Source organism: Secundilactobacillus sp. MJ173, from assembly GCF_059704265.1.
Map to the genome: position 1 here is coordinate 70,940 of NZ_BAAKGN010000036.1, position 14,811 is coordinate 85,750.

The 14,811-nt window shown below is 40.7% G+C and carries 14 protein-coding genes; 11 read left to right on the forward strand and 3 right to left on the reverse strand.

What is annotated here, in order from left to right; all coding sequences use genetic code 11:
- Nucleotides 1-44 precede the first annotated feature (44 nt).
- Nucleotides 45-1,394 carry a dihydrolipoyl dehydrogenase family protein gene (locus tag AC6H04_RS05940; RefSeq protein WP_497570843.1) on the forward strand — a complete coding sequence of 450 codons (1,350 nt, stop codon included), beginning with the start codon at nt 45-47 and terminating at the stop codon, nt 1,392-1,394.
- A gap of 87 nt (nt 1,395-1,481) precedes the next feature.
- Here the strand turns inward: AC6H04_RS05940 and AC6H04_RS05945 are convergent, their stop codons facing one another.
- Nucleotides 1,482-2,441 (reverse strand): nucleoside hydrolase, encoded by a 960-nt coding sequence (locus AC6H04_RS05945; RefSeq protein WP_497570818.1) that lies wholly within the window; start codon nt 2,439-2,441, stop codon nt 1,482-1,484.
- 263 nt (nt 2,442-2,704) lie between these two features.
- On the opposite strand from AC6H04_RS05945, the gene AC6H04_RS05950 reads away from it, so the two are divergent.
- Both AC6H04_RS05950 and AC6H04_RS05955 read left to right on the forward strand, forming a co-directional pair.
- Complete coding sequence (locus AC6H04_RS05950) at nt 2,705-3,724, forward strand: PrsW family intramembrane metalloprotease (RefSeq protein ID WP_497570819.1); 1,020 nt, start codon at nt 2,705-2,707, stop codon at nt 3,722-3,724.
- A gap of 12 nt (nt 3,725-3,736) precedes the next feature.
- Nucleotides 3,737-4,738 carry an NAD(P)/FAD-dependent oxidoreductase gene (locus AC6H04_RS05955; protein WP_497570820.1) on the forward strand — a complete coding sequence of 334 codons (1,002 nt, stop codon included), beginning with the start codon at nt 3,737-3,739 and terminating at the stop codon, nt 4,736-4,738.
- Nucleotides 4,739-5,013: 275 nt separating this feature from the next.
- On the opposite strand, the gene AC6H04_RS05960 is transcribed toward AC6H04_RS05955, so the two are convergent.
- Both AC6H04_RS05960 and AC6H04_RS05965 read right to left on the reverse strand, forming a co-directional pair.
- Nucleotides 5,014-5,775 (reverse strand): M15 family metallopeptidase, encoded by a 762-nt coding sequence (locus AC6H04_RS05960; RefSeq protein WP_497570821.1) that lies wholly within the window; start codon nt 5,773-5,775, stop codon nt 5,014-5,016.
- A complete protein-coding gene (locus AC6H04_RS05965; protein ID WP_497570822.1) occupies nt 5,772-7,196 on the reverse strand; it encodes an APC family permease in 1,425 nt (474 codons plus the stop codon). Before AC6H04_RS05965 ends, AC6H04_RS05960 begins: the two co-directional genes overlap by 4 nt.
- Nucleotides 7,197-7,740: 544 nt before the next feature.
- Here AC6H04_RS05965 and AC6H04_RS05970 point away from each other — a divergent pair.
- From AC6H04_RS05970 to AC6H04_RS06005, 8 genes are read left to right on the forward strand one after another with little or no spacing between them, the layout of a single operon-like run.
- A complete protein-coding gene (locus AC6H04_RS05970; protein ID WP_497570823.1) occupies nt 7,741-8,598 on the forward strand; it encodes a substrate-binding periplasmic protein in 858 nt (285 codons plus the stop codon).
- Nucleotides 8,599-8,630: 32 nt separating this feature from the next.
- Entirely contained in the window at nt 8,631-9,254 is a 624-nt protein-coding gene (locus AC6H04_RS05975; RefSeq protein ID WP_497570844.1) for an amino acid ABC transporter permease, read from the forward strand.
- The gene (locus AC6H04_RS05980) at nt 9,244-9,984 is read left to right on the forward strand and encodes an amino acid ABC transporter ATP-binding protein (RefSeq protein ID WP_497570824.1); all 741 of its coding nucleotides are present in this window, start codon (nt 9,244-9,246) and stop codon (nt 9,982-9,984) included. Before AC6H04_RS05975 ends, AC6H04_RS05980 begins: the two co-directional genes overlap by 11 nt.
- A gap of 45 nt (nt 9,985-10,029) precedes the next feature.
- Nucleotides 10,030-11,214 (forward strand): PucR family transcriptional regulator, encoded by a 1,185-nt coding sequence (locus tag AC6H04_RS05985; protein WP_497570825.1) that lies wholly within the window; start codon nt 10,030-10,032, stop codon nt 11,212-11,214.
- Nucleotides 11,201-12,514 (forward strand): aspartate aminotransferase family protein, encoded by a 1,314-nt coding sequence (locus tag AC6H04_RS05990; protein ID WP_497570826.1) that lies wholly within the window; start codon nt 11,201-11,203, stop codon nt 12,512-12,514. The genes AC6H04_RS05985 and AC6H04_RS05990 overlap by 14 nt, the downstream gene beginning before the upstream one ends.
- Nucleotides 12,515-12,525: 11 nt before the next feature.
- Complete coding sequence (locus tag AC6H04_RS05995) at nt 12,526-13,149, forward strand: hypothetical protein (protein WP_497570827.1); 624 nt, start codon at nt 12,526-12,528, stop codon at nt 13,147-13,149.
- The gene (locus AC6H04_RS06000) at nt 13,130-13,645 is read left to right on the forward strand and encodes a hypothetical protein (RefSeq protein ID WP_497570828.1); all 516 of its coding nucleotides are present in this window, start codon (nt 13,130-13,132) and stop codon (nt 13,643-13,645) included. Before AC6H04_RS05995 ends, AC6H04_RS06000 begins: the two co-directional genes overlap by 20 nt.
- Nucleotides 13,642-14,793 carry an MFS transporter gene (locus tag AC6H04_RS06005; protein ID WP_497570829.1) on the forward strand — a complete coding sequence of 384 codons (1,152 nt, stop codon included), beginning with the start codon at nt 13,642-13,644 and terminating at the stop codon, nt 14,791-14,793. Before AC6H04_RS06000 ends, AC6H04_RS06005 begins: the two co-directional genes overlap by 4 nt.
- Nucleotides 14,794-14,811: the final 18 nt, after the last annotated feature.

Here is a 14,811-nt window from a genome sequence, read left to right on the forward strand (position 1 = left end):
TTCAATAATTAATCGTGCACGACTATTTAACTAGGAGGCTTTATATTATGGATTTTGATGTTATTTTTATTGGTTCTGGTCACGCAAACTGGCATGCAGCCGTTACTTTGAAACAAGCTGGTAAAAAGGTTGCCATTGTTGAAAAAGACATGGTTGGGGGAACTTGTACCAACTATGGTTGCGATGCCAAGATTGCTTTGGACGGACCGTTTCAACTTGTTGAACAGTTAAACCGTTTTAAAGGCAATGGCGTTAAAGAAACACCTGCCATCAACTGGCCGGAATTAATGGCCTATAAACATCAAATGATTGATCCACTTGCACCTTCTATGGATGGGTTATTTGGTCAGATGGGAATTACCATGCTCAAAGGTTCTGGCGTGATCACTGATGCTCACACAGTTATGGTTGCAGGCGAGACTTATAAGACAGACTACATCGTCATTGGAACGGGTCAGCGTCCCGCTACTTTAGATATCGAAGGAAAAGAATACGTTCACGATTCTCGCGAGTTTTTAGATATTCCTGACATGCCAAAACGGTTGACCTTCATTGGGTCAGGTGTGATTGCTATGGAGTTTGCCGCAATGGCTGCTACCATGGGCCGAGAAGTTCACATCGTGGAATTTGCTGACCGTGCACTTGGGGCCTTTCCGAAGACCTATGTTGATCGTTTGCAGGCTAAGTTAGAACAACAGGGTGTTACGTTCCACTTCAACGAAGCGGTAACTGCTGTGACTAAAACTGAAAACGGCTTGACGGTTACCACCAAGAACGGTTTGAGTATTGATACTGACTACGTTTTGGGTGCTACGGGACGGATTGCTAATGTGGAAAACATTGGTTCAGAAAATGTAGGCATTGATGCCTCTCGTCGTGGTATCAAAGTTGATGATCATCTGCAGACCAGTGTTTCAAGTATCTTTGCGAGCGGTGATGTGATCGACAAGACACAGCCTAAGTTGACGCCAACTGCGACGTTTGAATCGAATTATATTGCCGATGTGATTTTAGGTAATGATCAACCAATCAGCTATCCAGCAATTCCAAGCGTGGTCTTTACCATGCCCCGGATTTCTCAAGTCGGCGTGAGTGTGGCAACTGCCACGGCCAACCCTGATGAATATCGCACCCAAGTTGTTCCGTTTGGTAAGCAGCTCGCCTTTGAATTTAAACTTGCTTTGGATGCTGAAGCAACGTTGGTGTTCGATAAAGCTGGTTATCTAGTTGGTGCCAGTGTCTACGCAGACGATGCGGATGATTTGATCAACCTCATCACTATGATCATCAACGGTCATTTCACTCAGAGACAACTCAATCAACAGATTTTTGCCTTTCCGAGCGCGACTAGCGGTGTGATCGATTTACTTCGGTCATTATTACCAAAGGACTAAAATTAAAACTGAATCATTTTCCAAAAACATTAAAAAAGTACGCTCAAGGCTAATCCTTTGAGCGTACTTTTTTTGATTTAATTTAGCTTAGTTCTTAGCAAACAGCCCTGTTAGATATTTCATGAAGGTTGCTAGATAACGGTCCGCATCAACGTTGATACCAACGTTAACGTTCGTTTCTGGTTGATCCAAACGCGCTTGGTCGCCAATTGTTCGGCCGTAAGTTTCTTTATCTGTGGAAACAAACATGTTGAGTCCAAGTGTGGTAATGAAACTTGGGTCAAGTGCCACACCAACGGCAAGGGGATCATGCAGTGCACAACCAGGTACTTGAGGGTTGGTTTCTTCGTAGGCTTCAATGTAGTAGTCAACGATATCAGCAAAGGCAGTACCAGCTTTAGTGTTAAGCTCACGCCATTGTGACGTTTCTTTACGGGTCAATAATGTCCGCAAGGTAACATCCAAACCGACCATGGTTAACTGCATTGGGCTGGTGAAGACTGCATTAGCTGCTTCTGCATCTTGGTTGATATTAGCTTCTGCATAGGCATTAACGTTACCTTCAACGGTTAAGGCACCACCCATGAAAGTGACGTTACCGATCTCAGTTGCAATCTCAGGTGCTTTTTCAAGCGCTTTAGCTAAGTTAGTCATTGGACCAGTTGGCACTAACGTCAAATCTTTACCGTACTTTTTAACGGAATCGATTAAGAAATCAACACCAGAAGTGGTTTCTAATTGGCGTTTAGGTTCTGGCAGTTCAACTTGACCAATCCCGTTTTCGCCATGAATTCGGGCACTAACTTGCATCCGGTCGAAGTGATCACTTGTAAGGGAGTGACTTTCGCCGAGATAAACAGGCACATCAGGAGCACCCAGTAATTCCAAAATCTTCAGTGAGTTGACGCCGCCTTCTTTAACGTAGACGTTACCATATGAACCAATGATACCGATTAGATCAACATCTGGTGCGGCCAATGCGTAGGCAATAGCCAATGAATCATCGATACCAGTATCCAGATCCAAAATCATTTTTTTTGTAGCCATCAGAAAACCTCCATCGAACAACTTATACCCAGTTATTCTTTGTTATTGTTGAAAGCGCTGCACTATACTCTTCAATGATAAGTGAAGAAAGATTGAAATACAAGAAATTTACGGTTAGATTCGGGTATGAATAGCGTCCTGATGGGAATCTGATTAACGTATTGAAACGGGATGAGGATTTTGTATCGATACTGGTAACCGGATACATGTGGTACAATATTTTTATCCAGTACCATGTGAAAATCATGAATTTGGAGGTAAAAATGACTCAGAATTTAACGGAGGAACAAATCAAAAAGAAGCGCAAAGAAAACCTCCTAGATGACGCCACCAAGGAACTTAACGAATGGACCGGGGATGATACGGCCGTTGAAATTCATTTGTTCCAAATGTTTTCAGAAGTGTTTAAGCGGCATAATAAGGATGAGGGGGACGCATTGTTCATTGTGGGTACCAAGACCACGACCCCGAGTTTATCCGAAGTTTCATCAGCACCCGTTAAGCCCTGGCTTTTCTCACGGGTATTAGCATTGTTAGGCTTAAGTTTTGCCTTATTAACGCTGCTGTTTCTTGTCTTTCATAGTGACAAAGCGGTTCCTGGAATGGTTTTTATTGGCTCGTTAGCCGTACCGTTCTCACTGGCCATTATGTTTTTTGAAATTAACGTTTATAAAAATATTTCCGTGTTTCAGGCTACCGAAGTTTTCCTGATCGGTGGGATTGCTTCGCTGATAGCAACCATGGTTTTGTATCAGCTGATTCCTTCGGGGAACGGCGTAGATTTAGCCTCTGCGTTAACGATTGGGTTCATTGAAGAAACGGCTAAATTGCTGATTATTGGGTACTTTATCAACAGTTTCCGGGTGAATTATATTTTTAATGGCATGCTGATCGGTGCTTGCGTAGGTGCAGGCTTCGCAGTTTTTGAAACATCGGGTTATACCGGTGAATTTGGATTAGTTACCCTGTTTGTGCGGAGCTGGCAATCCATTGGGACCCACACTATTTGGTCAGCAATTATTGGGGCCGCAATTATTCTGGCCAAGGGTCGTCACAAGCCGGTGAAAGGTAAAACAATGGTGCGACCAAAATTTTTGCGTTTTTACGTCTTGGCAATTTTGCTTCATGCAGGTTGGGACTGGCAAGCACCAACGCCGTTCCTATCAGCTTTTGATATTCAAAAATGGCTGATTATCATTGTTGGCTGGATTGCAATTTTTGTCCTGATTGATGCAGGGTTACGGGAAGTACGTACCTTACAGGGACAGCACATTATTAATTAAACGTTTAGAGGGGTGTCAAAGTTGGATAAACAGTATGATTTAACGATTATTGGCGGGGGTCCCGCCGGCATTTTTGCGGGCTTTTACGCTGGCTTGCGGGAAGCGTCTGCGCAACTGATTGAAAGTCTACCCGTTTTGGGCGGTCAGGTCAGTGCCCTGTATCCAGAAAAACGGATCTTGGACGTTGCTGGAATACCAGACATTCAAGCACAGCATTTGATTGATCGACAGGTAGAACAATTCAAACAGTTTCCAATCGACGTTAAGACGGAACAAACTGTCACTAATATTGAGAAGACGGCGGATGGTTTTACAGTGACGACACCTAGTGAAGTGACCCATTCGAAGAACGTTTTAATCGCTGTTGGTAACGGTTCTTTCGCGCCACGGCCGTTAGCGATTGATAATGTGAAGGAATTTGAAGGTAAGAGTCTGTTTTATGCTGTTACTGATCTGAATCATTTTAAAGGACACCGCGTGCTCATTGCCGGTGGGGGCGATTCCGCCTTGGATGAGGCATTAATGTTAGAACCGGTGGCCAAAAGCGTTCATTTAGTTCACCGTCGAAATGAATTTAGGGCGTTGGAGCACACGGTTGCTCAGGTTGAAGCTTCAACTGTCGATGTTCAAACACCCTACATGATTAACACCATTGAAAAGACTAATAACGGGCTGTTGGTTACCGTCAAGAAAATGCGTTCAGACGATGAAACCGAAACCTTTGAAGTCGATGATGTGATCGTTAGCTATGGCTTCACTTCTGACCATAAAACAGTGGATGGCTGGGACATTGATCTTGAAACGGATCACCGGCTGTTTAAAGTTAACACGCAAATGGAAACCAGCGTACCCGGAATTTACGCCATTGGTGATAGTGTGACGTACCCAGGTAAGCAAGCGCTGATTGCCACCGCTTATGGTGAAGCGCCCATTGCAGTTAACTCGATTATGGCTAAGTTGTATCCGGATCGTCGGGGACCGATGCATTCTTCGTCGATTATTAAGCAAAAGTAAAGAGTGTGAAAACAAGCGTTTAAAGAGTGGCGTATAAGGGCTCGAAACAGAAATTGCCTTGAACTTTAGGCAATTTTTGTTTCGAGCCCTTATACATCACTCTTTGCTTGCTTGAACACGTTTGAAAAATTGTTCGAAAATCACAAAATTCACCACAAATAAAGCCCATTCCAGTGTGCACCGGAATGGACTTTATTTGCGTTAAATAGTCAAAATCTGAGTTTTGTCGTGACGTACCCCAATAAATATACATATCGGAAGTTACCTTCACGGATTTAAAAGGGGCGATTCCAAACGAAATTTGGTTCAGTGGCGCCATAGATTGCGTGCGCGGCATTCGATCGCCAAGCCCAGTTCTGATTACCGTAATCGAAATGCCACCATTCATCCGTATAATTTGTGAAGCCAGCATTTGTCATTAAGTTAAAGAGTAGGCGTCGATTATGGAGATAACCCACTTCCTCCTCTAATAATTCAGAATTCGCCAGTTTTTCTTCATAGTACGATGTACGTGCAATTTCAGTATGATCATCGAAGGCTGTCCCAAAGTCTAACGGAATACCAAGTTCATCAACGATTGTCAAATCCACTGCGCCCCCAGTATTGTGAGGGGCCGGTTTTAACTTAATGTCGGTTGAGGGCGGTGCAACGGTAGTTAAAGTACGCTTTAATAACTCAGATTCGGTTAGGTTGGGAAATTGGGTTGATAGTTGATTTCTTAAAAGCGTGAAGAGTTGGGTTTGAGTTTGATTCGAACGCCAAACATCAAGCAACATAAACTTGTATCCGGTAGGTAATTGGTTGGCAGCATGTGTTAATCGCAGATAGGCAGATTTTCGAATGTAAATTGCTGGGGTAGTGGCTTTAATCTGCTGATTGAAGTAAGCCGGATTAACTAGGATTCGTTCAGGATAAAAGGCTGCGTTAACTAATGGTTCGTGGTTTTCAATGATTTTTGGTTCATGGGAAAGTTCCCAGTTCCAAGGGTTTTGTTCAATTGGAATCGGTTTTTCAAAGATCGTTGATTTGATTGTCATTTGGTAGCCTCCTTTTTAATTAATGAGGTTGTATTTAACTCTGAAATGAAGGTAGATGTTGGCATTGGATCCTTGGCTTTACTCAACCAATAACTAAATAAACCAAATAGGCACCATATCCCTAAAACCACGTATTCATATGGCCATACTAGCGAGACGGGTGTGTTAGGAATAAGTGTTGCAATTGCAATTACGAAGGCAATGCAACCACCTAAGACTGGAATGGTGAGGTGCCGATTTCGAAAGGCACCTTTCAAAGTGGGATAGTCGTGCCGAATTTTGACCAGAGCGGCAGCATTAAATGCCCAGGCGAGACCAATCAGGAAACCACCAATGTCTAGAAAATAGACTAAAGCGCCCTTACCAAGCCAGCCGAGGCCCAATACCAGAATCAAAACAACCCACAATGCGTTCGTCGGCGTACCATGTTTTGAATTAATTCTTGCTAATGGCGCTGGTAAAATGCCCTCTTTTGCTAATGAAAAAAGTAATCGAGGAGCTGCCGCGAATAGTGTCAAAAAACTGGTAACCAGTCCTAAGAATGATATGGCGTAAGCGAACATACTTAACAGTGGGTAACCGGCTGCACTGAATGCACTGATCGTTCCCATTGGTAACTCAGCCGTTTTCTGCCACGGAAGAATTAGGGCTGAAGAGGCAAGTACCGCAACGTAGTAACCGGCCGCAATCACGATTGATAGAAGAACAACCAAACCAATTTTGCGCGCACTAATCTTAGCTTCTTCTGCCATGACGGCGACTGACTCCCAGCCAGTTAGAAAGGTCATGGCAGGGAGAATGAAACGAAAAATAGAGGCTGAAGCGTTTTGATGAGCATAAAACGCTGGTAAAAAGTTGTTCAATGAACCTTTGGAAAAGCCAACAATAATCAAAACTAAGCCCAAAACAAGTAAACAGCAAAAGAGAATGATTTGAATATTACCAGTTAATTTAGCGCCAAAGTAATTGATGACAAAAATTGAACAGGTGATTGCAACACCGATCGCCAGTTCACTGAAATAGACTTGGGTACCAGCAAAATGATAACTCGGGCCCACTGAAAGCCGTGGAAAGATTGAAGCAATCAGCAAACTAGATGCGGTGACGTAAAAGGCTAAGGTTGCAATATAGGCGCCAATAAGTGCCCATCCTGCAAACAAAGCCCCCTTTTTCCCAAACGCAACGAAACTGTATACGACAGCACCACCGGATTTTGGAAAGATAGTTGCTAGCTCTGCAAACGAAAGTGAAACGAAGATTGCGAGAATAGCAGCAATAATCAAACCGAATATCTCTCCACCGGCACCGTAAGCTTTAAAAAATTGACTATTGGTGTAGATCCAACTACTACCAATCACACCGCCTGCACCCAATGAAATCAAACCTGGAAGACCGATACTTTTTTTAAGTGATTCTGCCATTTTCAGGACTCCTTACAAATAGTGGACTTGTTCAATTGATGAATTTTTATTCTAATCAATCAATTGTTGTTTTAATTAAAACACGATGGTAAGATGTTTTCAACAGTAAATTAAAAAAATGATTAGAACGCTACGCTGCTATGAAATAAGGAATAACACGGCTATGTGATGTACTTTTTAATCGTTACTTAACTTTTTCTAATGACTTTTTATTTATTATTCAATGAATATTATTTTTTATAATGAATAATCACACGGATATGTCAGTTAGCTAAATTGTTGGAATTTGGGTGCGAGTTTCCTGTCGATATCGTTGAAAAAGACAAAATCAAAATTTATTTTTGTTAAATTTCACAACAGAATGGATATGGATTCACCATTGGTTGACTAGTAAACACTAAGTGTACAGTGTTTTTGATGGTGCTACATGTGCATAGCAGTATCTTGTAAGTTAAAAAGGTCGCTTGCAAAAAAATACAATTAGGATATTATTAATGCAATTCTAATGAAAACCTCATATTTCTTTCAGAAAGCGGGCGTATTTATGCACAAACATCAGAGTTTTCATGGGTTATTCATATTTCTAATTGGCGTATTTTGTTTTTTAAGTTTGACGGGCTGTGGAAAAAACGCTGCCCCGCCACAAAATACGGTCAAGGCGGATGCCAAGTTACCCTTAGCAGGTCAACATTATGTTTTTTCTGGTTATGATGCGTTTAAACCTTTTCGCTATATCCATGTATCGTCTGATGGTTCTCAGAAAGTGATCGGTTTAGATATTGCAATTACGGATGAATTATCAAAGCGGTTGGGCTTTACTTATGAATTTAAATCGATGCCGTTTACCAGCATTCTTGCGTCACTGCAAGATAAGCAATCAGATTTTTCAGCCGGTTTTACCAGTAATCCTGATAGAGAAAAACTATTTGATTTTACGACCTCTTATTTTCGTCCGCGAGTCGGTGTTGTTGCGACTAGTAAGGATCCCATTCATTCCATCAATGATTTAAAGGGTAAAACGGTCGCGTGTGTAACCGGTAGCGTTCAATATACGATGGCGAACAAATTATTGAAGAATAAAGCACATATTGTTTCTTTTGATTCAAGTGATTTGTGTTTGCAAGAATTGTTAAGTCATCGAATCGATGCTTACCTTGATGATGGGGCTGAAGCTATCGAAATGGTTGGTCCGCATCCCAGTTTGAGAGCTAATATTTTATCTCAAAAGTTTTCGTCTAAGTACTTGGGGGATTACCACATGATGGCTTGGAAAGGAGCCCCGTTTACCAAATATTTCAATCAAGAACTTTCGCAAATGAAAAAAGATGGCACGTTGAATCGGCTGATTAAAAAGTGGGTTGGCCCTCAGTTCGTGTCTAACTGGAAAGATGGTGAGTCCTGATGCACTTTGGTTTAATAACGAACTACCTTGGAATGTTTAAGAGTGGGCTATATACTACGTTGCTCTTTACCGTTTGTTCACTGGTTTTAGCAATGTTGTTAGGCATACTTTTGGCAGTATTGAAAATGAGCGACCGACGAATAATCAGTGCTGCATGTCAGTTTTATACTTCTTTATTTAGAGGGATTCCGTTAATGGTACAACTGTTTCTAGTCTATTTTGCAACACCGCAAGTTACAGATATAAGACTGTCAGCGTTTACTGCGGGCGTCATCACCTTCAGTTTGAATGGTGCAGCAACTATTTCTGAGGTGTTACGGGGAGGCATATTAGCAGTGAGTCATGGTCAATATGAAGCGGCTGAAGTATTGGGAGTAAGTTACATTCGAACAATGAAGGATATTGTTTTTCCCCAAGCGTTAAAAGCAACCTTGCCTGCCTTAATTAACGAAAGCATTATGATGTTAAAAAATTCTTCCTTAATTTCGACAATTGGTGTCTTAGATGTGTTACGGACTGCCCAAACGATTCAATCGCTTACCTACGTAGCTTTCGAACCCTTGATAATTGCCGCCGCTCTCTACTATGTCATCGTTATGCTGTTAACGTATACTGCTGGAAAATTTGAAAGGAGAATTCGAATTCATGGAATCTGATCAGCCATTAATTAAAATTTCAAATTTAAAAAAAGTGTTTGGTGACGTTGAGGTGTTAAAGGATATTTCGTTAAGCATTTTTCCCGGAACTGTAACAACGTTTTTAGGACCTTCAGGGACTGGTAAATCCACGCTATTGCGGTGTATCAATCAGTTAGAAATACCAACAGCCGGAGAAGTTTCGTATAAAGGTGCGTTGATAGATAGTTCAAAGATGACTTTAAAACAAATGAAAAAAAACATTGGCATGGTGTTCCAACACTTTGACCTGTTTCCGCATATGACCATTTTAGGCAATATTACCTATGCACCGAGAAAAGTTCTCAAGCTAAGTAAGGCTGTAGCAGAAAAACGAGCACTGGCACTTCTTGATGAAGTCGGTTTGAGCGACAAAAAAGATGCGTATCCAGAAATGCTATCTGGGGGACAGCAACAGCGAGTGGCCATTGCACGTGCATTAGCAATGGATCCAGAAATCCTCTTTTTTGATGAGCCAACGTCAGCGCTTGATCCCGAAATGGTTAATGAAGTGTTGAAGGTGATTAAAAAGCTAGCTAACGAAGGAATGACGATGTTGCTCGTCACACATGAGATGAATTTTGCAAAAAATGTTTCGGATAAAATTTGTTTTATGGATAACGGTTATATCGTTGAAAAAGCTGCCCCCAAAGAATTCTTTGCACATCCAAAATCAGAACGAGCAAAACAGTTTCTTAGTCAGATCATGTAGTCAATTAGAAAGAAGTGAACAGGTCTGGTTGTTAGCGGTAAAAAAGTGCTAGTAAACGAGGTAAATAGACATTTGAAGTTGATCGCTGGAGAAAAGGGGATTAACGAACCCATTTCTTGGTTTCATTACATGGAAGATCCTAACTATTTAGATTTTCTCAAAGGCGGAGAATTAGTATTAACGACTGGGATGATGTTTGGTGGAGATGAGAAAGAACTATTACGATTTATGACTGATTTAACTAAGTATGCTGTTAGTGGCTTAATAATCAATTTAAGTCCGTATCTCAAACGAATACCTGATAGTGTTATCGAACTGGGGAATAAATTAAACTTGCCAACTTATGAGCTACCAGCAGCAGAAAAAATTATTGATATGAGCCAAGATGTATGCCGGTTGATATTTGAGGACAGTAATAATCATCATAAAAATAGTGACTTTTTTAGGCACTTAGTCTACGACTCCACACCAATCAGAAAATCGGTGATGTATGACGCACTTAAGGCCGGCTTCAATAATTGGCAAACTTATGAGCTGTGCGTCGTAGAAGTGACTTCCGTTTCCAACATGGGTACTGCTAACAACGCATTAAAGTTACAAACGTTAGAAAGCTTCTTTCTAGACAATATGCCTGAAGGTGACGCTGTTCCATTAAGTTTTATCATCGATGACCTGTTGATTTTTATACTGCCAGATGATTCCAAGCAACCATTGCACTATTCACGATGGTTTAAAAATAAGTGTGATCAAGCTAAAGAAAAATTTCAATTAAATAAGATACAAATTAGTTTTAGTCCCAGCTTTACTGGTATCAGCCAAATTAGGCCAAACTATCAAAAAGCGATGTATGCATTATCGATTGCAGAATTAGATGAAGATGCTTGGCATGTAATTAAGTACACACAGTTAGACGTATGGAGAATCTTCTACGAGTTGAATGACGCGGATGTGTTAGCTTCCGTTGAAAAACAAATTTTAAATCCGATAGACGTTGAGCTAGTTGACACTTTAAAAATGTTTGTTGAAAACAACTGCAACCTCGAAGAAACGGCTGACGCACTATTTATTCATGTTAATACATTGAGATATCGTTTTAGAAAATTAAAAAAGGTATTCCAGGTAGATATTCATAATTCTGAAGATCTATTTAAAATCAAGTTAGCTTTAAAAATCAGGGCTTTTTTAAGTCAAAAAAACGGCAAGGGAGATAAACACGATGATTACAGATGATCAGTTAAGTCATTCAAAACAGTTATATGAAGATCTTCAACAATATTTGGTGAACGGTGTTTCTAGTTCGTTTCATAAGGCAGCTGTTGAACAGTTCCCAATCAGTTTTGATCATGGTAAGGGTTCACATTTGTACGATATTGATGGTCATGAATATATCGATTATGTATTAGGATTTGGACCGCTTATTTTAGGACATGCACCTTCAAGTTTAGCGAATGTCATTTATCAACAAGCCCAAAAAGGGTCGTTGTTTTCGGCGCCGTTTAGGGAATTACTTGAATTATCTAAACAATTAACCAAAATTATTCCGTGTGCTGAACAGGTGAGTTATCAGAATACGGGTACTGAAAGCGTTATGCACGTCTTTCGCTTAGCACGCGCTTATACGGGAAAAGAGAAAATCGTTAAATTTGAAGGCCACTATCATGGCTGGTCGGATGAACAAAAAATTAGTATTGATGCAGCAACGCTAGATGAACTAGGGAACCGATTACGACCCAATAAAATACATGGTTCTTTAGGCCAACCAGACAACGCTGGAGATAATGTCATCGTTTTGCCTTGGAATGACTTAGGCGCGCTAGAAGAATGTTTTAAGCGACATGCTAATGAAATTGCTGGGATTATTATGGAACCATTTATGTGTGATTCGGGTCCAATTTTTCCTAAGAAAGGCTACCTGGAAGGTGTTCGCAAGCTAACAACGAAGTATCATATCGTTTTGATTTTTGATGAAGTTATTACGGGTTTTCGCTTAAGTTTAGGCGGGGCTCAAGAGTACTTTGGTGTGACGCCTGATTTAGCAACTTTTGCGAAATCAGTAGCTGGTGGCTATCCATTATCCCTAATTTGTGGCAAAAAAGAAATTATGAATTGTGGTGTTGCCTCTTCGGGAACTTTTAATGCCAATCCAATTGTTGTAGCTGCAGCGCTTCAAACGTTGAAGGAATTGCAACAGCCTGGCACTTACGAGAAATTCAATCAGCTAGCGACAATGCTGACGGATGGCGTAAAAGCGTTGGCGAATAAACATCATTTGGCGGTTTATTCTAAACCGGCTGGTAGTATCTGTACTTTGGAATTTGGGTTTACCGAGAAGGATCCCATAGTTGACTTAAGGGATTTATTACGCCGAAGTGATTTGGATATGTATAATAAATTCTATTTGCTCTGCCGACAACATGGCATTCGCGTTGCGGGAAAACGAGGTCGAATTTACTTATCGACGGCACATACTGAGGAAGATATCGCAACAACATTAAAAGCATTTGATGACATTTTTGGGGAATTAGCGTAGGAGGCGAGCAAATGGTTAACGTAAAAATAGAAAATCAAGATGGTGTTTCCACAGAGGAACTCGAACAATACTGTGAGAATTTTGTCGATAATTGTAAGTTGGAATTTCCGGAAGAAGTAGCGGAACTATTTGAATGTTACACACGTTTAATTTGGCAATTTAAGCAGGTTGGCAAAATTTATCAGTTCTACAGTGATATCACTACCTGTTACGGCGAAAATGGACGTGTCAGTCATGGCGCTGATTCGGTTGTTTACGGCACGTTGTCATTTATGCGGTCATTTCCCGAACGAAAATGTATTTTTGTCGATATCTTTGCCGAAGGTGATCCTGAAACTGGTTATCACTTTGGCCAAACAACGCGTTTCAGTGCGAAAAACACGGGTCTTACTAAGTATGGGCCAGGTACCAATAAAGCGTTGGAAGAAGACGGCAAACAGTGCTATTCCATTTGTGAATGTGAGATTGCTAAGGTAGAAGGCCGTTTTAGAATCGTCAATGAATGGGTCGTTGAAAGCACCCAGGCGATTGACCAGACGACTAAACCAGATGCTACAGAAATAGATGCTGGTGATGTAGTAACCGAAGACGAAACTATTGAGGAGGCCAAAAAGAATGGTCATGCAAGCAGATAAAAAAACCGATATGATCTTACATTTGATGAATGAAGTTTCCCATCCGGATTTGCAAAATAAGGATGATGTCCGTCAATTCGTAGTCAATTTTACGAAACTAATTTGGGATTATAAAATTGTTGGTGAAGTTTATCATCTTTATAATAGCGATATCGAATACCATAAACAGGATTGGATTGAATTGCATTCACCACAAGAAATTGCTCATCAAATTCTTGACTTTACGGCTGCTTTTCCCGATTTAACAACTGATATCGAACATATTATTGTTTATAAAGTGAACGATAATTTTTACAAGGTGTTTCGACGTCTACGTTATAAGGGAACTAATTTGGGGTTCTCTAGCCATGGACCGGCCACCAAAAAAGGTTTGGGAGAGAAGTGTCTAAATCTAAGCTTATTTCATTTGAAACGAATTGACCAAAAATGGATCATTACTTTTGAAGTTAATTCCGATAGTGCAAATTGGATATCGGAGGTTGAAACACTGAGTTGACGAAGAGATATCGTTATAACGGCTTGTATTTTATGTTTTATTACGGTATGGCAGTCTTTGTATCCACGCTGACATTACTATTAGCAGATAAGGGATTAACCACTGTTCAAATTACCTATGTATCATCTGCGGGTGCGTTCTTTACCATTTTAGTGCAACCTATTTTTGGTATATTAGCCGATCATAGTAACCAAAAAAAGGTAACGATTATTTGTCTGCTGACCATATTATTATGTGGTTTGTTGCTTTATCCGATTAAAAACTGGGTGGTACTCTTCTTTATCAACGGGGTATGCCAGTCGTTGATTATTATTACCATACCGCTGTTGGATTTCCTTGCCAGTCAGTCCACGTTTTCTTACAACAAGATCCGCAGCTATGGATCAATTGGGTATGCCGTGGGTTGTCAGCTTTCTGGTGTATTGTATGAGGAGTTATCAGTCGTTAGCGTGTTCATGATTTTCGGTTTAGCGATGATCATATGTGTAGGTTGTATACTATCCATTCGATATAGCGGTCACGATAAGCTTAAGGAGGATGTTCAACGTAAGGTTATCAGCACACAAAATGTCAATTGGCATAACGGAAGTTACCTGATTTTATGTGTGGTTTCATTTGTCCTTGTGGGTTTGCACTATGCCAACATTGCATATATGCCATTGCTCTTAAGGCACATCGGTGATGGTGCGTCAGTCCAAGGGACAATACTTTTATTGCAGTCTTTGTTTGAAATTGTAGTGGTCCGCTACTGTCATATTCTGACGAAACACTTTTCTTGGAGAAGTCTTTTAGTATTTACGGCAGGTATCATGACATTACGAATGTTCTGTTACGGCTTTTTCCCTAATACGTTTTTGTTAATTGCGTTGTTCTTTTTCCAAGGTTTAACGGTAGGAATCTTTTACGTTATTTCTGTTCAGATGATTGTTGAAACTGTTGAATCTTCGTTTGTAAACCGTGCACTTGCGCTTGTTAGCATGTCTGGAAAGGGGATTGGGGCCCTCTTCTTTCAGCTGTTGGGTGGTTTGATCCTATCGCAAACTAGTTTCCGGATGATGTATTTGGCCCTAGCAGTCATTGGTTTGTTTGGGGTATTAATTGCTGCGATGTACCCAAGTCAGAGTAAGCAATTAAACAAGGTGCCATAAACGTTAGGAAGGTGATTG